The sequence below is a fragment of the Fumia xinanensis genome (genome assembly GCF_014384905.1).
Classification (GTDB): Bacteria; Bacillota; Clostridia; order Oscillospirales; family Ruminococcaceae; genus Fumia; species Fumia xinanensis.
Window position 1 is genome coordinate 1,329,474 of the sequence record NZ_JACRSV010000001.1, and the last position, 20,627, is coordinate 1,350,100.

Annotated in this window: 24 protein-coding genes; 6 read left to right on the plus strand and 18 right to left on the minus strand. The window is 53.3% G+C overall.

The genetic code is table 11. The features are described 5' to 3' along the window. Positions 1-436 precede the first annotated feature (436 nt). The 3 genes from H8710_RS06285 to H8710_RS06295 form a co-directional block, all read right to left on the minus strand. On the minus strand, positions 437-1,153 hold the full coding sequence (locus tag H8710_RS06285) for a hypothetical protein (protein ID WP_249294577.1): 717 nt from the start codon (positions 1,151-1,153) through the stop codon (positions 437-439). A 54-nt stretch (positions 1,154-1,207) separates the two neighbouring features. Continuing rightward, positions 1,208-2,593, minus strand: coding sequence for a phage portal protein (locus tag H8710_RS06290; protein ID WP_249294581.1), 1,386 nt, complete (start codon positions 2,591-2,593; stop codon positions 1,208-1,210). A gap of 255 nt (positions 2,594-2,848) precedes the next feature. After that, on the minus strand, positions 2,849-3,097 hold the full coding sequence (locus tag H8710_RS06295; RefSeq protein ID WP_249294583.1) for a hypothetical protein: 249 nt from the start codon (positions 3,095-3,097) through the stop codon (positions 2,849-2,851). A gap of 194 nt (positions 3,098-3,291) precedes the next feature. On the opposite strand from H8710_RS06295, the gene H8710_RS06300 reads away from it, so the two are divergent. Next, positions 3,292-4,143: a hypothetical protein gene (locus H8710_RS06300; RefSeq protein ID WP_249294585.1), complete on the plus strand. Its 852-nt coding sequence runs from the start codon at positions 3,292-3,294 to the stop codon at positions 4,141-4,143. A gap of 487 nt (positions 4,144-4,630) precedes the next feature. Next, positions 4,631-5,173: a hypothetical protein gene (locus H8710_RS06305; protein WP_249294587.1), complete on the plus strand. Its 543-nt coding sequence runs from the start codon at positions 4,631-4,633 to the stop codon at positions 5,171-5,173. 3 nt (positions 5,174-5,176) lie between these two features. Here H8710_RS06305 and H8710_RS06310 read toward each other — a convergent pair whose 3' ends face one another. Next, a complete protein-coding gene (locus H8710_RS06310) occupies positions 5,177-5,683 on the minus strand; it encodes a hypothetical protein (RefSeq protein ID WP_249294590.1) in 507 nt (168 codons plus the stop codon). 163 nt (positions 5,684-5,846) lie between these two features. Between H8710_RS06310 and H8710_RS06315 the strand changes: the two genes are divergently transcribed. Next, positions 5,847-6,668: a hypothetical protein gene (locus H8710_RS06315; RefSeq protein ID WP_249294592.1), complete on the plus strand. Its 822-nt coding sequence runs from the start codon at positions 5,847-5,849 to the stop codon at positions 6,666-6,668. Here H8710_RS06315 and H8710_RS06320 read toward each other — a convergent pair. From H8710_RS06320 to H8710_RS06340, 5 genes are all read right to left on the minus strand, one after another. Then, positions 6,650-8,041 (minus strand): hypothetical protein, encoded by a 1,392-nt coding sequence (locus tag H8710_RS06320; protein ID WP_249294593.1) that lies wholly within the window; start codon positions 8,039-8,041, stop codon positions 6,650-6,652. The genes H8710_RS06315 and H8710_RS06320 overlap by 19 nt on opposite strands. Continuing rightward, positions 8,028-8,219: a hypothetical protein gene (locus H8710_RS06325; RefSeq protein ID WP_249294595.1), complete on the minus strand. Its 192-nt coding sequence runs from the start codon at positions 8,217-8,219 to the stop codon at positions 8,028-8,030. The genes H8710_RS06320 and H8710_RS06325 overlap by 14 nt, the downstream gene beginning before the upstream one ends. Positions 8,220-8,340: 121 nt before the next feature. Then, positions 8,341-9,591, minus strand: a complete 1,251-nt coding sequence (locus H8710_RS06330; RefSeq protein ID WP_249294597.1) for a PBSX family phage terminase large subunit — start codon at positions 9,589-9,591, stop codon at positions 8,341-8,343. Next, entirely contained in the window at positions 9,581-10,387 is an 807-nt protein-coding gene (locus tag H8710_RS06335; RefSeq protein ID WP_249294599.1) for a phBC6A51 family helix-turn-helix protein, read from the minus strand. Before H8710_RS06335 ends, H8710_RS06330 begins: the two co-directional genes overlap by 11 nt. A gap of 811 nt (positions 10,388-11,198) precedes the next feature. Continuing rightward, on the minus strand, positions 11,199-11,492 hold the full coding sequence (locus H8710_RS06340; protein ID WP_249294600.1) for a hypothetical protein: 294 nt from the start codon (positions 11,490-11,492) through the stop codon (positions 11,199-11,201). Positions 11,493-12,242: 750 nt separating this feature from the next. On the opposite strand from H8710_RS06340, the gene H8710_RS06345 reads away from it, so the two are divergent. Beyond that, the gene (locus H8710_RS06345; RefSeq protein WP_249294601.1) at positions 12,243-12,722 is read left to right on the plus strand and encodes a hypothetical protein; all 480 of its coding nucleotides are present in this window, start codon (positions 12,243-12,245) and stop codon (positions 12,720-12,722) included. 117 nt (positions 12,723-12,839) lie between these two features. Here the strand turns inward: H8710_RS06345 and H8710_RS06350 are convergent, their stop codons facing one another. From H8710_RS06350 to H8710_RS06385, 8 genes are all read right to left on the minus strand, one after another. Continuing rightward, a complete protein-coding gene (locus H8710_RS06350; protein ID WP_249294602.1) occupies positions 12,840-13,460 on the minus strand; it encodes a hypothetical protein in 621 nt (206 codons plus the stop codon). Then, positions 13,442-13,801, minus strand: a complete 360-nt coding sequence (locus tag H8710_RS06355; protein ID WP_249294603.1) for a hypothetical protein — start codon at positions 13,799-13,801, stop codon at positions 13,442-13,444. The genes H8710_RS06350 and H8710_RS06355 overlap by 19 nt, the downstream gene beginning before the upstream one ends. Before the next feature lie 36 nt (positions 13,802-13,837). Beyond that, the gene (locus H8710_RS06360; protein WP_249294605.1) at positions 13,838-14,542 is read right to left on the minus strand and encodes a hypothetical protein; all 705 of its coding nucleotides are present in this window, start codon (positions 14,540-14,542) and stop codon (positions 13,838-13,840) included. After that, positions 14,520-16,259 (minus strand): Lin1244/Lin1753 domain-containing protein, encoded by a 1,740-nt coding sequence (locus H8710_RS06365; RefSeq protein ID WP_249294607.1) that lies wholly within the window; start codon positions 16,257-16,259, stop codon positions 14,520-14,522. The genes H8710_RS06360 and H8710_RS06365 overlap by 23 nt, the downstream gene beginning before the upstream one ends. Positions 16,260-16,337: 78 nt before the next feature. Further along, the gene (locus tag H8710_RS06370) at positions 16,338-16,667 is read right to left on the minus strand and encodes a hypothetical protein (protein WP_249294608.1); all 330 of its coding nucleotides are present in this window, start codon (positions 16,665-16,667) and stop codon (positions 16,338-16,340) included. 117 nt (positions 16,668-16,784) lie between these two features. After that, a complete protein-coding gene (locus H8710_RS06375) occupies positions 16,785-16,922 on the minus strand; it encodes a hypothetical protein (RefSeq protein ID WP_249294609.1) in 138 nt (45 codons plus the stop codon). 232 nt (positions 16,923-17,154) lie between these two features. Then, the gene (locus H8710_RS06380; protein WP_249294611.1) at positions 17,155-17,358 is read right to left on the minus strand and encodes an XRE family transcriptional regulator; all 204 of its coding nucleotides are present in this window, start codon (positions 17,356-17,358) and stop codon (positions 17,155-17,157) included. A gap of 408 nt (positions 17,359-17,766) precedes the next feature. Then, positions 17,767-17,988, minus strand: a complete 222-nt coding sequence (locus H8710_RS06385; RefSeq protein WP_249294612.1) for a hypothetical protein — start codon at positions 17,986-17,988, stop codon at positions 17,767-17,769. Positions 17,989-18,177: 189 nt separating this feature from the next. On the opposite strand from H8710_RS06385, the gene H8710_RS06390 reads away from it, so the two are divergent. Next, positions 18,178-18,807, plus strand: coding sequence for a LexA family protein (locus H8710_RS06390; RefSeq protein ID WP_249294614.1), 630 nt, complete (start codon positions 18,178-18,180; stop codon positions 18,805-18,807). Between the two features lie 218 nt (positions 18,808-19,025). Here the strand turns inward: H8710_RS06390 and H8710_RS06395 are convergent, their stop codons facing one another. Next, positions 19,026-19,862 carry a hypothetical protein gene (locus H8710_RS06395; RefSeq protein WP_249294615.1) on the minus strand — a complete coding sequence of 279 codons (837 nt, stop codon included), beginning with the start codon at positions 19,860-19,862 and terminating at the stop codon, positions 19,026-19,028. 178 nt (positions 19,863-20,040) lie between these two features. Between H8710_RS06395 and H8710_RS06400 the strand changes: the two genes are divergently transcribed. Next, entirely contained in the window at positions 20,041-20,277 is a 237-nt protein-coding gene (locus H8710_RS06400) for a hypothetical protein (RefSeq protein ID WP_249294616.1), read from the plus strand. Positions 20,278-20,627 lie beyond the last annotated feature (350 nt).

The window sequence follows — 20,627 nt, forward strand, 5'->3', positions numbered from 1 at the left end:
CGTGGCTCACCAAAAACGTCTGAAAGCCACCAAGGTGGAGCGAACTCACCTCCCCCCGAAGCCTCCCCGGAAACCGCGGAAAACGAGCACCGTCCCTCCGCCATTTCCCCCGAAGCCCCGCAGGCGCGGATTCCATATCTGCCTGCGTTCAACCGGAGACATCCGGTAAAATCCGGGCTAATCTGGGCGTCAGCCCCTACAACCCGCAATTCCCCCGGAGCATCACGGGAGCGAACATCATCTCCCCACCGAAACCTCCGCGCCCCGGCCCGCCGCCCGCCTTCCCCTCGTCCCCGCCCCTGGCGCTGACGCTGCTCGGGCCGGACAGGGGCCCCGTGCTCCGGAATCCTTCCGTCCCACGGCTTTCCGGGGCTCCGCGCTGACGCTGCTCGCCCCGCCCTCTCCCGAAGCGTTTTGGAAAATCGGAAAGAATCCCCTATCTCCGCTCTCTGAGCCTCTGCTCCTGGGAATAGGTCAGGAATCCGGTGTCAGGCCTGCGCCCGACCCCCATGCCGCCGTCTCCGGGCTTTACCCCTTCGATGTCGGCCGGGAATGCCGCCCGAAACAGAGCGGGATACCGCTTTTTGGCCTCCCGGACAAATCCGTCGGCCTCGAGAAGGTTCCCCTCCTCGTCAAAGGCGGCCTCCCCGCCCATTTTAAAGGCCAGGTAGTCGGCGTCCAGCGCCCCGGCTTTGATGAGCTCCAGCTTGACCGACATTTCCTCCCGGTCGGCCAGACGGCCGTCTTTCTCGGCCTTTAGCTCCGCCTCCAACGCCTTCTCACGGGCAGTGAGCTCCGCCACCTGCTTTTGGAGCGCCGCCACCAGCGCCCAGGCCTCAGCCTCGCTTGGCAGCTCTTCCAGCTCCGTTTCCGCCTCCGCCGAAGCCTCTCCCTCGCCGGCCTCCGCTTTTTCCTCGGCCGCCTCATCCTGGGAAGCCTCCTTCCCGCCAAAGCCTTCCTTCTCCTCCGAAACAGGCTTGTCCCCCTGCTCCGAAGCCTTTTTTTCAGAAACCGCTTCCCTGGCCGCCGTTTTGGAAACATCCGGCTCTTCTCCCGGCTTTTTCCCGCCGGAAGCTTCGTTGAGGGACTCCGGCAGCGTCAGGTTCTCTTCCGCCGCCTTCACCATTTTTTGAAACCAGTCCGTAGCACTCATTCCTTTCTGTCTGTATTTAAAAATCGCTTAGTGCAACTTTTATGCCGCAAAAACTTACTCGTTTCCTTCCCCGCACCGGCGGAGCTCTTCCTCCACATCGGTAACCCAGGGATGGTTCTCCAGCACCGTCTGCCGCGACAGCATCCCTTCGGATTTCATGCAGTCGTCGATGGCCTGCTCCTCGTTGATAATGATGTCCCGGTTGAGCACAAACCGCACGGATTTGTCGCCGAAATCCCCCTGCCCGCTCAGCTGGAGCCACAGGTTCACAAAAGAAACCATTTCCGAAAGCCCACCCATGAACTCGCTCTCGATGCCGTTGCAGTCCAAATCCAAATCGGCATATAAAAATTTCAGCGCCACCCCCGACGCGGTCTTTAAATCCTCGCTCTGGGTGTCCACCCCTCTCCCCGCCTCATACAGGTCCTTGCGGTCCAGCTTTAAGTGCTTCTCCACCATGTCGGTGCTGAGACCGGTGGACTTGATGTCCAGCCCCCCGTCGTCAGTGACCTTCACCGCCTTGTACTGGCTGAGATTTTTGCGGAATTCCCCCAGCCCCTGTCCGTCGTAGTTTTTCACCACCAGAATCGAGTTGGGCGTGTCCATAATGGCGTTGGAATCGTCGGATTTTAAGAGGTCGTAATCGTCGATGAGCGGCTTCACATACCGGATGAGGGAAATCTCCTCCTCGTTGTACTTAAACGGGATGAACGGCACCTTTTTGAAGTTGTAGCCCTTCCCGCCAATCGTCATGTGGCAGCTGTCGGCCCTCATGGGGTCGGGGCTGAGCTTGCCGTTCTCCATCAGGTAGTACCGCACCCCGTCGGAGTCCCAGTACTCCACATGGGTGAAGGTCTTTTTCCGCCGGCCCTCGTACCCTTCCGAGGTGTACACCCGCACCGCCGCCTCCAAAACGGTGTGCTCCGAATCTTCCCACAGCGGAATCACTTCCTCTGCCGGAATCTTCTGAAAGTGGATGCCCTCGTGGTCAATGTACGGCTGAAGCCAGGCGATCCCCTTCACCACCGCCTCTTTGCAGAGGTTTTGGATTTTTCGCCGGAGCCTCTGGTCAAAAATCCCGTTGAGGATGTCCCCGTACGCCCCGTCGTCGGTACTGACGGAGAACGGCCGCCCGAACAGGTACTGGCTCTTCTGATCCACCAGCTTTCGAAAAAAAGAGTGGGCGATCCGGTTGTTCGTCAGGCTTTTATCCTCCACAAGCTCCCCGTCCTCCCCGATGACCAGCCGCTTCCGCCCGAGGATGTCGTTGTCCCCCCGGTAGTACCGCGCCCCATCAAGCATCTGGATGCGCCTGGGGTCAAAAGCCCATTCCCGCACCCGGTCGGCCAGCGCCTCGTCGTCCGCCATGAGTTCTTTTGCCCCCGCCTCGATGAGCGCGTTTAAGCGTTTCGTCTCATTTCCCGTCTCGGTAAAAAACATTTGCGTCACTTCCCTTTCTAAATTAACAGCCCCGCCGCCATCCAAATGGAGGATAGCCCGCGGCGCCCAAAAACCTCCCCGCACCCTGCAGGGACACGACTTGCTCCGTCCGCGTCCACCCGGAAACCTCCCCGCACCCCGCAGGGACACGACTTGCTCCGTCCGCGTTCACCCGGAAACCTCCCCGCACCCCGCAGGGACACGACTTGCTCCGTCCGCGTTCACCCGGAAACCTCCCCGCACCCCACAACGAGACTACTTATTCCGCCCGCGGCTCTCCAAAAATTTCCCCATAAAATCAATGCACGCTCCGCCGAGCCTCCCCGCCTCCCGCAGGAGCAGAGCTCGCTCCATCCGCCATCCCGTGCCGAAGCCTCCCCAAAAATCCGTGGCGGGCGGATTCCATATCCGCCCGCGCCTCCCCAAAACCACCCAGTAGGGGCAGAGACGCTCCGCCTGGCCGCTTCCCGCCGTTCCAAAAGATTTCCCCGCCTTCTCAAACACATTTCGCGGCCGATTCTCCCCGAAGCCTTGCCTTTTCAAAGCAAACGAATTTCTCAACGCGGCTCCCGCCACGAATGAGATCCATCGAGACTGTATCGACCAACCCCGGCCTTCTATTCGACATTTTTCGACATCTTCTTTTTCCGCTTCCTGCTACACTAAAAGAAACAAAATTTCATCTGAGGAGGCCCGCTATGTACTCAGCATTTGAAATTGTAAAAATCTCCGGCAAAGAGTATCAAAAACACTGGAAATTCTTTTTAGTTATCTCCCTGTTTTTGATTTTCCCGCTTTTCTGGTTCCGGGTCAATCAATTCGCAAGTTATCCTTTTTCCGCTTTCAAACTGTACTTATGGACGTCCCCTCTGAAAATTCCGGAAATTGGTTCTGCATTCGCTCTCAGCAGCTTCCAGGATTTTCTTAAAAGTCTCCCCTACCTGGTTACTGACAGCCTGCTTGTCCCCATTTTTGCCTTTCTTCCAGTCGCCGGGCTGTACTGGGCAGGAACCACCAAGCCTTTTGGACAGTATTTATCCGGCACAGTAAAAAAAATCCCCCAGCTGCTTTTGCTGCAATTAATGCTCATCGCCACACGGCTCCTGTGCTTCTACATTTTTTTTGGCCTCCGCACCCTCTATGAGTGGGGAACTGGCTCTGAAAACAAAGGCCCCCTTCCTTGGATTTGCCTTTTCATCTTCGCAGTATGCCTTGCCATCGCCATCATACTGCCCTTTTGGATCATCGTTTCTGGATTTGCCGGCATTACTATCGTATGCGAAGACAAAACGGCCTTTGCGGCCATCAAAAACTGCGTTAACCTGCTGAAAAAACACTTTTTCACCGTCCTGTGGAACTACTTCAAGGTCAACGTTATCTTTTGGTTTGCACACGCGGCCCTCTTTTTCATTTCATTCGGCAAATTTTATGCTGCATACAAAACAAACGGCCTTGACCTGATGATGTATTTTTCGCTGCACGCCCTTCTATCCGCCGCCCTTTACCCCATCAAGGTCAGGAGCATGATGTATTTAGTAGAAACGCATTAAGTTTCCAATTTAGCTGCCATTTAGCTTTTCCCCGCCAGCCTAGGCAGTTTTTTTAGTCGTTTTTTCATTCGACATTTCTCGACATCAAGTCCCTTCCAATTTTGCTACACTAAAAGAAACAAAATTTCTGTTGTAGGAGGCCCCTATGAAATCAACCGTAGAAATACTGAAAAAATCGGCAGAAAACTGTTTGACTCACTGGAAACCTTTACTCATCGTATCCATCATTTTCCGTCTAATCCTATCTATAATTACAAACTTGATCGGTCAAATTCCCGGCTATCGGCTGTGGGATGCCACCTTTTATATCATGAAGACGGTATTCCACTCTCCGTTTGTAAGAGATGGCCTCACGCCTCCCAGTATTCTATCAGTTTCCTCTACTATAGGAATATTTCTAATTCAGTACGCTATCATTCCTGTTTGCACAACACTGCCAATTATTCTTATATTAAACAAGCAAAAAGAAGAAACTAAAACAACATTTATGACAAGTTGGCGTGACTCTTCTGGAGCATTTGTACGCTTTACCCTCCTATGGGGCCTTTCGGTAGAACTTTTCTATACCCTTGCTATCCTCTACAAATTTATTCAAATGGCCACAGATACCGATCCTCTCGTTGATTACAGCGGACTTTTTACAGGTATTAACTTTTTCCTTATCTGCATCATCGTTATCTTTCTACCCATGCTAATGTTCGCGTTGAAAATAACGCCAATCGTCATTGCAGCAGAGAATCGCAAAACCTACAATGGGCTTCAGCGCAGCTACCTTCTGCTTGCTCAGAATTTCTTCGCAAACTTCTGGAGTTTTCTGAAAATTACTCTTATTTTCTTTTCTCCCCATTTCCTTCTTTATTTCCTGTGCGCCAATCTTCCCTTTTATGGAATCCTTTCCGCAGTCGTCGCCGGCGTTGTCGAGCCGCTGGAAATGGCCGCCTACCTTTACCTTTTACGGGAATTTTCATCCCAGCGTATCTTCGATATGCGTCCTCGCCTCAAAAAGCTGGCCAAAAAGCTCAACAAATAAAATTTACTCCAGATATGGATCGAAGCATTTTCTATAAAACCCGCTATTTTCATTGATATGTAACACTATCTGCAAATAATCTACAATGACCGTATTGTATAATTCTGTTTCCATTTTGCTGGAACTATAGGTGTATTTGTTTTTATATTGGTTATCATCCAGCTCTTTGCGAATCAAGCGTATAAATGTATCCTCTAAATGATATTTGGAATCGACAACAAGATAGTTAAATTCACTCTTTTGAACGACTTCTTTTACCACCTGTAGTTTTTCTATATCAGTCAAATCCACATCATCAATATATAGAGAAAGAATATCACCTAAAGAACCTCCCGGATCAGAATTTTGCATGAAATATTCCGCTGCAATTTCAGAAACTGCCTGCATATTCATAATGGGTGCATATGAGCCAGAATGGGCCAGTTGTTGAAAATTACTTTGCTGAGCAGTATAAAGGCCCTCATATCCTTTTCCTCCCACACCGCCTTTTATAAGGGCGGCTTTTTTCATCGTCCTGCTTTTCTCATAAAATCCGGTACACCGTAATGCGAGACTTTACCCCGCCTGCCGTTCTCCATCAAACCCCGCTTTTCATTCGACATTTCTCGACATCAAGTCCCTTCCAATTTTGCTACACTAAAAGAAAAAACCAAATCCCCCTCAAGGAGGCTCTATGACTACCACAGAAATTATCAAACAATCTGCCAAAGAATGTAAAATTCACGCAAAACCTTTAGCGTTTGTCATGCTTTTAGCCGGCATTCCCCTTTTCTGGCTGAAATGCCAGCAGGATGTCTTTTATCCGCTTTCATTTTCCCGGCTGTTTCTTTGGCCCCTGGAGCGCCTCACCGGCCAAGAAGACTATCTCCTTACCTGGAATCTTTCCCATTTTGTTGATAGCCTTCTGCCAATCCTGCTGGACAATTTTCTGATACCTCTTTTGGTTTTTTTGCCGGTATTTATTATCCTGAAACAGTCCACCGATTTCCATATTCGCCAAGGCGGCAGGCTTTGGCTCCACTACGCCGGACGTATCTTCCTGCTGGGCGTATTTTTCACACTGGCGCGAATCGCCGCTATCGGCGTGTTTATCGGCTTACGGCACCTTTTTAATGTAGCCGCATCGCTCACAGGTATTCTTACGGTGCTTGCATTCACTGCCCTTATGATTTCGCTACCGTTCTGGATTTTTCTTACTGTCTTCGCCCCAATTGCCGCCGTACAAAAGGAACGCTCCGCCTACCACTCTATTCGTTATTGTGCCCGCCTTCTGAATAAACACATTATTCGCACCCTGTGGGGCTATTTCAAGCTTGCTTTTCTCTTCGGCATATTTTTGCTGCCTAAAGACAAACTTACCCTTAACCCCGTATCTCCTACGCTAAAAAGCACAATTTTCTATGTGTTCTATCATGTTGTATTGTACCCTGTACAGCTTAAATGCTATGCATCCTATCTTGATGAAACACTCCATTTCTATTTAAACGGCGACTGATCTAAAAGCTTCTGTAAAGCAACATCCATCTCATCAAAATGTTCGTTCATAAAAACGACGCCTTCTAGGTATTCAATGATAAAGCGGTTATACAGTTCTGTTTCATATGGACTGGAACTATATTCTATTGGATTACTTTTCCAATAATCAATTTGTTTATTTACAACTTGAATCATTTTATTTCGGACATTAGTGGCAGTATCTTCTATAAGATACTGCCAGTCACCGCTTCTAACTACAACCTCGTCATATCTTGTTGAGTTTACGTACTTTGTAGGTATTTTAATGCTATCAATAGCATCAGCCAGTCCGGGGGACGGATCCATATAATGTAGAAAACCAAATACCAGAATCGCTCCAACACTAATTAATTTCCAATAACTGGGTGAAAAGAAAAAAACCAGAAATGGCTCAGAGTCTTCTGCAGTGTCAATAACTAAACCACCAATATTGACTATATCTACTAAGGCCTGCTTCCAGTTAGAATACATTGTATATTCATCAAAAGAAGTCTTTGCAGCAAATAGATACTTCTGTTGATAAGAGGCGTCTCTTATACTTCCACGTGAATTCAAAATGGTCACGGCAGCTGTGCCCATGAGATATTCCAGTGCTTCTTGTGCTTTCGCTTCTGCGTCTTGATGAATTTTTTGAACCCGTTCATTCATTCCGTTAGTCATGACATATCCGTACCCAAAATTATCCATATCCTTTAAGACTTTTCTGCACTGTGCGTCGCTGTCGGTACTGATATCCGGTCCGTGTTCTTTCCACACCGTCCCCCCGTCATCCACCAAAAACTTCTCTTCAATTCCGCACAGCCCCCACACAACCTTATCCACACAGAACACATACTCCTGAAACCCGCTCTTAAACAGCCTGTCGGGATCATCCTCGCTGGCCAGATACCCCTGCCCCTTCTTGATGTCCCCCTTGACCTTTTCGTAAACCGCCCGGGCCACATCCTCGGTGTACCTTCCCGTGACGCTCAGGTTCAGGCTCTGCTGAAGCACCTTGATGGCGTTTTTGTGGTTTCCCTCAAAGCTCACCCGAAAGGTGTAGCTGTACAGCTTGTGCTTTTGAAGCTTCTCCCTGATCTTTTTCACCGAAAGCCCCTTCAAAGGCCCCGGCACCTCCAAAGCCCCCGACTTGATCAGGTCCTCCCCGTAAACGTCCCTCCGGTCGCCGTTATAGGTGCTGTCCCACAGGATTTTCCTCGCCTCGTCCCGGTCCGACACCCCCCGCAGAACCCCTCTGTCCTTGTAGAGCTTGATCACCTTGTCCAAATCCCAGTTGGACAGCTTTTTGAACCCATAGATGCAGTCGTCCGGGTTGAGCATCCTGAGAAAATCCCCCGCGTTATTGGCCCTCATATCCTTTTCCTCCCACACCGCCTTTTGTAAAGGCGGTTTTTTCATCGTCATAACGACTGCTGTCCCAAAAAACGCCCGCCTTCACGCGGAGACCTCCCCGGAACACCGTAGGGGCGGGCATTGCCCGCCCGCAAATCCACGAAACGTCCCCCAAAACCGTAGGGGGCGATGCCTTCATCGCCCCGCCGTTTCCAAAACCACTCCACGGTTTTTCTGAACACAGGGTTCGCAGCGGGCGGACGTAGACGTCCGCCCCTACACCCCCAATCCTCCACAGCCCCCCGGGGTCATCTCCGTTATCACGAAAAGCTGGTCCCCGCCCGCTTCATCTCCCGCTCGCAGGCGTACCGCGCCGCGTCGATGCAGTGGTTGTCTCTGTCCGGGAACCCGCCCTTAAAGCCCCCCGCGCCGTCGCGGTCCAGCTCGTATTGGCTGAATTCCCGGGCCGCGTTGGGGCACCGATTGGGGTCGATGACGATCTCCGTGAGATTCTGGAACCAGCTCACACCGTGCTCCACGCTCCCCGGCCCCTTTTTCGCCGCCTGGATTCGGATTCCCCGCTCTCTGAGCTCATCGTTGGACCGAGGCTCCGCGCTCTCCGCCGTCACCGGCTCACAGAGCTTGTTTTCCCGTAAAATCGCCGCCGCGATCTCGTCGTACCGGGCCCTGAACTTGTAAAACTCGTAGAAAAGATAAACCTTCCTCCGCTTTTTATCGTAATGGAGGGCCAGATAAACAAACGGGTCCGGCCCGTAGCCCCAGTCGAGGCCCCGCCGCACCCGGTCGAAGGAAGCCGCCTCCCCGTCGGAAATCTCCCGCAAAACCACGTTGCGGAAAACCTCTCCCCCAGTGCCCGTCACTTCTCCCAGATACTCGTGGCGGTAAAACTCCGGCCTGCTGCGCCTTAATTCCTCCGCCTCCGCCACAAACTGCTCCCCCAGCCAGTCGATGGGAACCCACCGAAAGTCCGAGTGATGGACGATGGTGTCGGCCCTGAGACTCTGCACCGCCACTTCTCCGTTGACCCAGTGGCCGGCGTTTTTCGGCGGGTTGTAGCTATAGAACACGTCGAATTTCTTCCCGCCCCGCATCAGCGACTGGTTGATGACCCGCAGCTCCTCGATTCCCCGGAATTCGTCCACTTCCTCGTACCAGATGAACCGCACATAGCCCCTCGACACCTTCACCGACTTGATTTTCTGCGGGTTGTCCCCGCCCCGGAACAGGATTTTCTGTCCCGTCGGCTTGAAGATGAGGCAGAGGGGCGTTTTTTTCTGCTCCCACAGATCCGCCACCTGAAGCTTCTCCACCGCCCAGACCACCTGCTCAAACACGCTGTCCCGGAGCGTCGTCCCCACTTTGCGGAGCACCACTGCGTTGGCGTTTGGGTCCCGCATGACCCCCAGCACGATTTCCAGGCTGATGAAGGACGACTTGGCGCTCCCTCTCCCGCCCTTGAGCCAGTAGTGGCTGAACCCGCCGTTTAACACCTGCCGGTGCAGGCTCGCAAAGCTGGGCGCGATCAGCGGATTCAGCTTATCAGGCGTCATCCGTCAATTCCTCCCCCGCCAGGGGCCCGTAAATCTCTTTTAATTCCTCCGGCGACAGGTCCGGCACGTCGTCGATGATCTGCACCACCGTCCCCTGTCCTTCCTCCGGCCCCTTCGCCCGCTTGCCCCGCAGGTCGAAATAGTATTTGATGGCCTGTAAGTCCCCCTCAAGGCACATTTCTTTCAGCCTGTGCCAGATAGCCGCCTCACAGCTCCTGATTTCCTCGTCGATCAGCGCGTCCAAATACCGGTTGAACCCCTCGTCCTTGAGATACCGGTACACCATGTCCCTGCTGATGTTCGCCTCTTTGGCGATTTCCCGGATGGGCATTCCCGGCTCGCCCCGGAGCAGCAGCTCCGCCACTTTTTCCCACGCGCCGTTGATGGCCTCGCCCTCTAAAAGCTCCTCCGCCTTCCAGCCGTTTTTGGGCTTGCGCCCCTGTTTGCGGAACGCCGCCCCGCAGATGTCGTCTTCCATCACCGGATGGATTGCCGGCCGCCCCCGCTTTCTCGGTTCAGCCCCCGGCTCCTTCGCCGGATGAATCCGTGGCCTGCCCCTCTTTTTTGGAGTCGCCTCCCCGGGAACTCCCGCGCTTCCCGCCGCATTCTCAGAGCCGCTCATTTTGTCGGAATCTTTCATTCCCTCAGAAACCTCCGCCTCCCCGGGAACCGCCTTTTTCCGAGGCCGCCCCCGCTTTTCCGCCTGTCCGGAACCCTCTGCAAAAGCATCCGCGCCGCCCTTTGCACAGCCTTCCGCACCCATTGGCGCCAATTGATCTCTATCCAGCATTTCCATTTCGGAAACCTCCAATAATTCCTTCTTTCGGCTGCCCCAAAGCGCCGCTCATCCTGTCTGCCGCCCTATTCGCCTCTCCCTCCCTTTCTCCCCGCAAAAAACACGCGGGACAAGCGTCAGCCTGCCCCGCGCGCGGGAGGCGAAGCGCCTAATAGCGCCTCACCCCAATGGAATGGAGGTAAAATGGAAGGTTAAGGGGAAAAAATGTGTGAAAGCCGGCCGGCCGCCCTCCGCCGTGTCTGCCGCGCAAAAAAACGCCTCACGAGAGGCTGTCGGAAACGGCCGGAAAGCCCGCAACGCCGCGGGAAACGCTCTTGCTCGCCCAAAAATCATCCCCGCCCGTCTTTCACTGGTATCAGTATACTCCCGCCCCCCGTCACAAAAGTAACAACTTTCCAATTTTGGGAAATTATTTCCCTCAATGCACCTCATAATCTCCTGCCTTACAATTTTTTGCGGCGTCCGCCCCCCTCAATCCATTCCCCCACAACGTCCCCCAAAACTGTAGGGGCGGGCATTGCCCGCCCGCGGTTCCTCGAACGGCCTTTCGTTTGGGACGGGCCTCTGCTCCGACTCCCTCAATCCATTCCCCCACAACGTCTCTCCACAATCACCCCCCGTTTCTCCGGCACACCCAATTCACAACGGCCCCCCACACCTACCCCCGTAGGGGCCAACTGCGTTCGCCCGCAATCCATCAAAACCCTCTGATAAAAACAACGAACAGACTCCGCCCGCCTTCTCTCCTCCAACCCGCACGTATGAATTACATCTTCCCCCAAAAGAAAAATCCCCCTGCAATGCAGGGGGATCACAGCTTCCCGGTCAGCTCCAAATACCGCATCACCGTGTATTTGCAGAGAAACCGCTCTTTTTCCCGCTGGAACTCTCTCTCCAGCTCGTCAATCTTTCTTTTTTTGTACCATGTGGGACACCGCCACGCCAGCAGCGAGTTTCGGTCGCTCTCCAGCTGCCTGCAGCAGCCCGTAAACCGGAACGACTCATTCGCTTCTTCGTAAATCCCGTCCAGCATCTGTTCCAGCGCATCCGACGACCCTTCCCGTTCCCGGACCTGCTCCCACATATCCTTGTAGCGGTCACGCATTGCATGAACCTCCTTCGCCTTAACGGCTGTTCTCGAAAGCCGTTCCACAGAGGGGAGAAAAAGCCAGCCCCTCTGCTTCCAGAGCCCCGAAAACAAATAAAAAATGCTGCGTACAGATTCCGCTGGTTTCCCAGCATCCTCCATACAACAGCATTAGATATGTATCCAAAGCGGTATACATCCTTCAAAACTTTGCCTGACAGAATCCATCTGCACATCCATCTCAAGCCTTACCGCGGGTGTGATAAAATGCTCGGAGAGTTTCTCGGACTACAAGAATCAGCTCCAGTTCAGTGCTCGAATCACCACACAAAAGCCGGAAAACTCGGATGACTCTCACACCTAAACAGGCTTTTTCCCACTTTTCCTTGGCGGTAACCTGTAAAAAGGGGCTTGTAAAATGAGAAGAGATGTGTTATAATGTCTTCTGCGGCGTGGTTCGTCCGGTTGTATGGAGCTGTATCCTCCGTGCAATCCTGTTCTCGGTGCGCCAACACCTGAGACAGGCGCCGCAATTTTTAGTTGTCTTCTCAGAACAACGTCGCGCCGCTCGGAGTGTGACCCCCGGCGCAGAACCGCCGTTCCTGATTTATATTATACATCATTTGGAAACTCCTGTCAATAGTATTTTGTAGAAATATAAAATATCTTGACAAATTTGGTGATTATTCACAGAAATATAGAGATAAATTTGAAAGAGCGCCCTAAAAGGGGCGCTTTTTGTCTATTTTCTAGAATTTTGGTAGAATTTTGCCTCAATTTTACCTTTGCCTCTCTTTCCGCCACCTTTCAAACACCTGCCGCCCCCATCTCTCCCCGACGCCCCAACGCCTCTCCCCGACGCCCCAACGCCTCTCCCGACGCCCAAACGCCTCTCCCGACGCCCTCAACGCCTCTCCCGACGCCCTCAACGCCTCTCCCGACGCCCTCAACGCCTCTCCCGACGCCCCAAACGCCTCTTCCGACGCCCCAAACGCCTCTCCCGACGCCCCAAACGCCTCTTCCGACGCCCCAAACGCCTCTCCCGACGCCCTCAAACGCCTCTCCCCGACGCCCAAACGCCTCTCCCGACGCCCAAACGCCTCTCCCGACGCCCAAACGCCTCTCCCGACGCCCCATTATTCGTATATATTCGAAAATATATTCATGAATATATTTTCCACTACACTACTATATACATTAAAACATACAACTTTTTATACACTAATAAATATTGTTATTAATATATAAATCAATACGAGTTTATATACACTATAAAATATTATCTGCATGATATTCTGTCATAGCTTTATAAATATCTTTTCAAATCCCCTACCCGATATTTTATAAAATCCTCTATGGAATACACTACTGAATACCTTTCCTGCCGTCGAAAAACCGTTTGTAAGCCATTTTGACGCTCTCCGGCGTGACATTCATCCGATGTGCCACCTGCACCCAGTTGAGCCCCTCCAAATGCCTGTATTGCAAAATGAGCCGGATTCGTGCGTCCTCCACCTGCCCGATAAATCCCAAAAGCCGGTTTTGCCGCTCCAAACATTCCTGAACACTTTTGAGCAGTATCTCTTGCTGCCCCTCGATGAGTTCCACCGTCCTCGCCACCGGGTCGGATACGCCGCCGCCCCGCGGCATCCCCGAAAGCGCCGGACTTTTTAGGGTGTTGCGAAGCTCCTTGATCCGCCGCTTCTGCCCCTCGATCTCCTGCTGGAGAAAATAAAGCTGCCCCAGCTCCTCCCGGGTCACCTCAGCCCCAGAAACCGACTGTTCCACCGCCATGCCGCTTCCCTGCTTCCCTGCCATCTCCGTCCCGCTCCCACATGCTTTTTCCATCTCCGCCCCGCTACCAATCAGCGCTTCAGCACCTGCCGCCTGTCCCGCGCTTTCACGTTCTTTTGGCAATGCCTCTCCCTGTGAAACCTTGCCGTCAAACGCAGGCCCCATTTTTTCCGTCATTCCCCGCTTTTCCATCTCTGTTTCCCCTTTCCATCCGCCTTCTCAGAACCCTCGCTCCTCCCGAGCCTCTCTGAATCCCGCTCCTCCCGAACCTCTCTGAATCCCGATCCTCCCGAGCCTCTCTGAATCCCGCTCCTCCCGAGCTTCTCTGAATCCCGCTCCTCCCGAACCTCTCTGAATCCCGCTCCTCCCGAGCCTTCCTGAATCCCGCTCCTCCCGAGCCTTCCTGAATCCCGCTCCTCCCGAGCCTTCCTGAATCCCGCTCCTCCCGAGCCTTCCTGAATCCCGCTCCTCCCGAGCCATTTCCCTAAAGGACTCCCATCTGCACCAATGCCAATCCCCCTATTCGCCCTCAAAAAGTAGCTCTGCGCAACAAGCGCCTCAAAAAAATTTTACTCTGTCTCTTTCCGCATCCGAAACGGGCAGAAATACCGCTGAATCAGCGCCTTTTCCCCACGAAGGAGCGGCACTTCTGCCGCCGCCCGAACGTTTTCCACACTTCTGTTGAGCATTCGCGCCACCATGGGAAGCGGCATCCCCTCGGCAAGCCATTTGTGGACGAGATAAACCGTCTGCCGGGAAAAAGCCCGGTCCCGGTCGGGTTTGAGGTCCTCGTCATATCCTTCCAGCGGCCCTGACGCCCACTCTTCCCAGGACATCCCTTCGCCGCAGATTTTTTCTTCTTCCCAGCCGCGCCCGCTTTGCCTTTGAACCTCCCTTTTTCCGCCTCCAAACTCTTCCCGCACCGCGCCGACGCCCCGGCTGTGCCCTCTGCGCCCCGTCTTTTTCTGTTCCGGCAGCGTCTTTTCCGCCGCCTCGAAGCTGTTCAGACTATTCTCCGCCTGAGCCGCCCACACACAAACGCTTTTTCTCACCGAGCCGTTCTCTGCCCCAGCGCCAACGCGGCTCTCAGCTAAACCGCCCTGTCTCCGGCCGCCTTCCCGGACGCCGGCAGTACCATTTTCCACCAAAAGATGCCCCATTTCCCGCGCCGATGCTCCCCTCCGCGCTTCAGGCAGCACCCGCCGCCCCCAAACTTTGTCCCCTGGCTTTCGACGGGAAGCCCCGCCCACCTTAGCGTATTTCCTCTTGTTCACTGAAATTCTCCTCTTCTGGGGCAGCCGCCCCATCCTCACACCTTGTTGTTCCGTCTGGTTTCCCGCCGTACTGCTTTGGAATCTTCGGCACATGGAATCCAAGTTTTTCGAACGCTTCCAAATCGTAGGAAGCCGGAGAACGCCGCCCGTTCCCTGTTTCCAGCCGCCCTTCCGCCAGCCTTTGCCGCAGAATGGCCGCCATATAAGAATAGGGTTTTCCCAGCCGATTTGCCTCCTCCACCGCATAACGGACAAGGGCGGCAGGCGCCCCCTCCCGCAAAAATCCTCCTATCTCCCGCCGGAAATTCCGTGGAACCGAAGCAAACGCCTCCCGTACCAGCTTCACCGTTTCCTCCGCCTCCGAAACAGCTTGCGGCTTTGCAGAAATCTCACATTCAAAATCCCCGTCCCCGCCGCCGGGCAACCTTTTTGCACAGGGCGCATTCCCTTTAGCCCCAACCTCTTTTTCCGGCTCCTGCCATTCCCGTCTCTGAAACGCTCCCGTACCGCTATCCCATCCTTCCTCTGCGCATGATAAATCCGCCTTACCGCCATCTCCTCCGCTGGAGGCGCCAGCCTCCTCTCCATCAACCCAAACAGCCTCCCCAGCCCTCTGCCTTGCACATGGCAAAAGCCTGCTAACATAGTCCGTTCCTTCAAAAGCCCCAAACTTTTCCTCTCCAAAGCGCCCGCTCTCGCCTGGTCTCTGATCCGCATCTGATAAGAGCGGCTCTCCCCCCTTTTCCTTTCCTTTTCTTTTATTTTCTTTCCTTTGGGGATTGTTCCCGCCGGAATTTCCCCTCGGAATACATTGTACGTTCTCCAAAGACGCTTTTTGATGCGATTGTCCCCTTCCGGCATCTTGTTTTCCTCTCTTCTCCCAGAAAACCGCCTCTTCCCCATCCGGACAGGCTCCCGCAAGACCAACCTCTCGCCTGTTCCCGTCAGCTATCTGTTCTGTTCCCCGGTTATCCGCCGCACTTTCTTTGGATTCAGCGGCTGTCTGCCCATCTTGGAGCAACCCTCCCGCCGCATTGTCTATCTCGCACCCGATTTTACCGGCATTGGACGCCTGCAACTCCCTCCGAGACGAACGCTCCGCCTCCCCCGTCCGCCTACAGCCTTTTTCTTTCCTGCCTCCTGCCTCCATAGCCTCCACGGAACCCGCTTGAGTCATCGTTCCACCCTCAGTATCTTTTTGCTCTTCCACCTCCGGCAAAACCTCTTCCCGTCTCTTCTCCCGCCTCAAAGGCGGCGCCTTGTCCGCATTTTTCACCGGTGCCTCATGTCCCCGCACCTGAATAAATGCCGAGGTTTCCCGCCCGCTCATAAGCCACAGCTCCTTCCGAACCGGGACTGGGGTCTTGCGTCCCGCGTTTTCCTTGGCCCGCTGGTACCGGGCCTGAATCCCCCGAGAAGTCAGCACGCCGAACTCCTCCAGCAGTCCCCCGTGGATCAGCTGCCGTTCCATCATAAAGTCCAGCAGCCGCAGAAGCGTTTTTCGCTCAATCTGCAATTCTGCCGAAGCCACTTCCAAAAATTCGTCGTCGCATTGGACAAAAAACCCCTTGTCCCGATAAATCTCACAGAGAATATAAAGGTAAAATGCCACGCCCTCGCAACCGAACCGCGCAAACAGTACCTTTATTTTCCGATCGGCAAAAAAATCAACGTCGAATGGAAAGTAATCGAGCCCTAATTTCTGCGGCCGCGCCATACCGCCCCGCCTCCCGTCTTTTGAAATCTGCCGTCCTCCCGCATCTGGAAAGCCCAGCAAACCGTTTTCCCGTCTTTATCATCCACAGCCATACACCTGTCTCATTTGCTCGCCAAACCTTTCCTTCAACTTTTCACCGAACACTCCGCCCAGCTTCCTGCCGAACACTCCGCCCAGCTTCCTGCCGAACACTCCGCCCAGCTTCCTGCCGAACACTCCGCCCAGCTTCCTGCCGAACACTCCGCCCAGCTTCCTGCCGAACACTCCGCCCAGCCTCCAGCCGAACACTCCGCCCAGCTTCCTGCCGAACACTCCGCCCAGCCTCCAGCCGAACACTCCGCCCAGCTTCCTGCCGAACACTCCGCCCAGCTTCCTGCCGAACACTCCGCCCAGCCTCCTGCCGAACACTCCGCCTATCTTTCCAACCGGTCAAAATACTGTCCTGCCCTGAAATCTGCCGTTAACCCGGCAAGCCGGCCTTTTTTCCGGTTTCCAGCGTTTTTTCTCCAAAATATCCATCTTTCCTTATTCCGGACATTTTCCACAACGTCTATCATTTCTCTTTAAATCCCCGGTTTCGGCGCTTGCCCGCATCTGCGGATATCCATCGGCCTTTACGGCTTTCTTCTCGCCTGCCAAATCGCCACAGAGCAAAATTTCCATACAATACCTCGCTTCCGGACAGACGCTTACCCCTGCGTCTGCCCGTGCATTTCAAATCCTTTATGATGCAGCCCTGCAGCAGAGCTCAAAAAATTCAAAGAGCAGGGCCTTTTGTCAAGGCCCTCCTCAAATGCAGCAACAACTCTCCCAAATCATCTCACAACGAATTTTTTAAAAGGTCTAAAGACCCTTCCTGTTCAAAAATTCACCCAAAGTTGCGTTGTGCAACACATCATGCAAAAAAATACTCTCCAAAAGCTTGGTCACTGATCTCCAAAAGTGCAGCCAGTGTTTCCGCCTCGGCCAAGTTGAGGACAGACAGGTTGTTCAGCTTTTTAACTGTAACAGCAACAGACAAATTGAGCGCCGAAGCGGCCTCATTGTTGGAAATTCCCAACTGAACCATACGTCCTCTGATTTTAGATGTGTTTACCATTTTGAACTCCTTTCTATTGCATTGTGCAACTTATGGTGTTTTTATCATACTGCAAAAAGAAAAACTTGTCAATAGCGCAACGCGACAAAAATAAAAAAATTCCGAAAAAAAAGCACCTGATTTTTGGTCAACAAGGATGAAAAACAAAAAAGCCAACACAGCTGACATAAAATTGCCAAAATCTGACAGGAAAATTCGTTGCACGCCGCAAAACAATGTGGTATAATATCCACAAATAGCACACAATGTGTGCTATGCGCCGCAGGCGCAATCATTTTGTCTCGCAAAATGATTTGTGGATGATTATCACCATAACAAAAACAGCTAAAGCTGTTTTGCGCCGCTGAAAGCGGCGTGCAAGCCCTATGGGCTTGCGGATATGGTAATAAACACAATCAACGAAGGTTTTCACAGAAAACCCTCGGCCGCATAAATGCGGCTTGCCAAAACAAAGTGTTTTGACATTGCGTTTATTTTATCATCACCCGGTTCTGCCAAAGCAGAACTACGGCGGGTAAACCCGCCTCCAAATTCCTTCGGAATTTGCGGATGTGCTATAATATCCACAAACAAAACATGAAGGTTATCGTATTGCGAAACTTTCTTTTCATGCACAAGCATAGCGGACACAGTCCCCAAACTTCCCCCTATCGCTTGCCGAAGCCGGCGCTCCTGCCGATGATGCTTTTTACAGGAAACTGTCCCGGCAGGGCAAGTTTGCTCCCCCGGCCCCTCAAACAGGTCGGGAAACCATTTACACCAAACAGGGGCCACTTTGGTCCTACTTTGATATTTAGAAGGAAAGAAGGATGTGAAAACATGGCAGATGTGAAGGCGCTTGGCGAGCGCATCAAACAGAGAAGGAAGGAACTCAAGCTCACTCTGCAGGATGTTGCGGACAACGTCGGGGTGACGAAGTCCACAATCCAGCGCTACGAAACAGGCAAAATTGGTACCCCGAAACTGCCTGTCATCCAAGCTATCGCGCGGGCCCTAAATGTAAACCCCGCGTGGCTTGTGGGAAAGAGCGAGAAGATGTTGCCGGCCGCATCAAGCGCCACATCGCTGGCAGTGGAAAAAATTCCCCTTTTGAAGCTGTCTCCGGAAGGGGTTTTTGAATGCGGGGACGAAGGCTTCCCAAAATTTGAGGAATACGGAAACGGCAGTGCTGATTTCTGTATGAAAATGTCGGGAGACAGCATGATCGGCGCCCGGATTTACGACGGAGACATTATCTTCGTCAAACAGCAGGATGACGTGGAAGACGGTGAGCTGGCGGCGGTACTCATCGACGACGAAGCCATGCTCAAACGGGTCTTCAAACTGGGCGACCGGATGCAGCTGCGGTCGGAAAACCCGGCCTACCCCCCCATCATGATCTCTGACCAAGACAGCATTCAGGTGCAAATACTGGGTAAAGCAGTGGCATTCCAGAGCACTATCAAATAAGGCATCGGACCGGCACAAAGCCGGTTTTTTGTTTCTCCCGAAACATGTGAAACAGGCAAAACCACTCCAGACAGGCAGACGGCCCCGCCGCCCGCCTGTTTTTTGTGCCCCTAACATCCATGTCCCTGATGCAGATTCGTTCCCCAAACAATATCCCACCCTGCAACACAATAAAAGCCCCGCCTGTCTCTCAAGCGGGGCTTTTTATTTACGGAACGCTAGATGTTCGGATCCTCGTCGCAGTCCAATTCAGCCAGGCGGGGCGGGAAGAACTCGTTGACCGGGAACTTGATTTTCCGGAAGAGCTCACAGGGGTCGCAGGCCGTGTCAGACGCGGTGCATTCCTTGTCAGGGATGCTGTAGTCGTAAACAGGGATCATCATCTGGACTTCGCGCTCCAGCTGGACGATGGAGAACATACCGATGGAGACGTAGACGTACCGTCCGGCCTCGCCGGTGACGAAAGTGCCGTTGAAGACGCAGTTCATCGTCTCGGGAATGGCGGTGGCGGTGCCGCAGCAGTCGCAGTCGGGTTTCGGGCACTCGCAGACCTTGGACGCCAGCACGATGGGGTCAACCACCTGTACGCGGGCGGTGGGGCAGTTACTGGGGATCGCGCAGTCTTCGCCGTTTAAGAACTTGCAGGCATCCACCGAACTAAAGTCCTTGACACTGCCCTCAGAGCCGTAGAGGATGACCTTCTTGTTGAAGGCGGAAAGTCCTTGTACAGTAACGGGGGTGCCGCAGATCTGGGTGGCGTAGGTGTCCATGGTGATGAGGAAATAGAAGGTCATATCCACCGAGTAGAATCCCTTGTTAAAGGGGACGCATTCCACATCCATCACAACGTTTAGAATTTCCACCTTGCGGACTTTGATGGACTGGGCGTTGTCGATAACCGGCTGGGTCACGTCGGTGAAATAGACCCTCAGGTCCTCTAAGCAGTCCTTGTCGCTGCAGCTGTCGTAGATCCGGCCCGCGTTGATGCAGACCGCCTCTTTGAAGCAGTTGGCGCCGGTAGCCGCGCCGTAGGGGTTGTAGTTTTGATCAGCCATGATTTAGCCTCCTCATAAGTATAGTGGTCGCTGGCGGTACGAGCCGCCGCTCCTAACTGGAACCCCATGTGTGGAGGTTCCCCGCCGGGTGCTCCCGGTTCGACCTTAAGCCGGCGGAGCCCGTCGGCGATTTGGTTTACTACATGATATGTAGATTCGGGAAAAAGGTTCGTATTTTTTGAAAAAAACAGAGAAAATTTCCCTTTTTCCCAAAAAGGAGCCTAAGGGACGGGCAGGCGGACCGGACCGGGGGATGAAAAAACCGTTGGTTTCGGGGAAAAACGGCTTTGATTTCATCGATTTCCCGCAAAACGGCAGGGTACAAAACGGCGGGGCGGGGTTCTTTTCATCTTATGCGGAAGAGGGCTTGTTTGAGACGGATTTTTGGGAAAAAACCAGAAAAGACAGGCTATAACGGCCTGTCTTTTTTTATTCTGCACATTTGTAACCGCAAACATTCCTCAACCCGTAGGGGGCGGGGCAAAATCAAATGCTGTCGCACTAAATTCATGTTCCGTCCCCGACAAACTGCTCTCTTTGAACCTCCCACACCGTTTGCCCGACACCACAACCAGGGCCACCCCCGCCCCTACAGTTTCTCCAAAATGTCTTGGGAACCATAAGGGGCGATTTCCACGTCGCCCTGCGATTTACTCCACACGTTTTCACTCTCTCAATCCAGCAAAAAGCCCGCGCCGGTTGTAGCGGCACGGGCTTTTCACCCAGGTTGTCGCGGGCCTTCAAGAGGAAACGGTCCCCACTAAA

Excerpts from the sequence above, each read along its gene's own strand:
- H8710_RS06365 (WP_249294607.1), bottom strand. The coding sequence starts at position 16,259 with ATGGCGCGGCCGCAGAAATTAGGGCTCGATTACTTTCCATTCGACGTT.
- H8710_RS06380 (WP_249294611.1), bottom strand. The coding sequence starts at position 17,358 with ATGGTAAACACATCTAAAATCAGAGGACGTATGGTTCAGTTGGGAATT.
- H8710_RS06320 (WP_249294593.1), bottom strand. The coding sequence starts at position 8,041 with ATGAGGGCCAATAACGCGGGGGATTTTCTCAGGATGCTCAACCCGGAC.
- H8710_RS06285 (WP_249294577.1), bottom strand. The coding sequence starts at position 1,153 with ATGAGTGCTACGGACTGGTTTCAAAAAATGGTGAAGGCGGCGGAAGAG.
- H8710_RS06315 (WP_249294592.1), top strand. The coding sequence starts at position 5,847 with ATGACTACCACAGAAATTATCAAACAATCTGCCAAAGAATGTAAAATT.
- H8710_RS06375 (WP_249294609.1), bottom strand. The coding sequence starts at position 16,922 with ATGGAAATTTTGCTCTGTGGCGATTTGGCAGGCGAGAAGAAAGCCGTA.
- H8710_RS06335 (WP_249294599.1), bottom strand. The coding sequence starts at position 10,387 with ATGGAAATGCTGGATAGAGATCAATTGGCGCCAATGGGTGCGGAAGGC.
- H8710_RS06325 (WP_249294595.1), bottom strand. The coding sequence starts at position 8,219 with ATGAAGGCATCGCCCCCTACGGTTTTGGGGGACGTTTCGTGGATTTGC.
- H8710_RS06290 (WP_249294581.1), bottom strand. The coding sequence starts at position 2,593 with ATGTTTTTTACCGAGACGGGAAATGAGACGAAACGCTTAAACGCGCTC.
- H8710_RS06330 (WP_249294597.1), bottom strand. The coding sequence starts at position 9,591 with ATGACGCCTGATAAGCTGAATCCGCTGATCGCGCCCAGCTTTGCGAGC.
- H8710_RS06350 (WP_249294602.1), bottom strand. The coding sequence starts at position 13,460 with ATGGAAAAGCGGGGAATGACGGAAAAAATGGGGCCTGCGTTTGACGGC.
- H8710_RS06395 (WP_249294615.1), bottom strand. The coding sequence starts at position 19,862 with ATGGCTGATCAAAACTACAACCCCTACGGCGCGGCTACCGGCGCCAAC.
- H8710_RS06340 (WP_249294600.1), bottom strand. The coding sequence starts at position 11,492 with ATGCGTGACCGCTACAAGGATATGTGGGAGCAGGTCCGGGAACGGGAA.
- H8710_RS06305 (WP_249294587.1), top strand. The coding sequence starts at position 4,631 with ATGACAAGTTGGCGTGACTCTTCTGGAGCATTTGTACGCTTTACCCTC.
- H8710_RS06390 (WP_249294614.1), top strand. The coding sequence starts at position 18,178 with ATGGCAGATGTGAAGGCGCTTGGCGAGCGCATCAAACAGAGAAGGAAG.
- H8710_RS06300 (WP_249294585.1), top strand. The coding sequence starts at position 3,292 with ATGTACTCAGCATTTGAAATTGTAAAAATCTCCGGCAAAGAGTATCAA.
- H8710_RS06310 (WP_249294590.1), bottom strand. The coding sequence starts at position 5,683 with ATGAAAAAAGCCGCCCTTATAAAAGGCGGTGTGGGAGGAAAAGGATAT.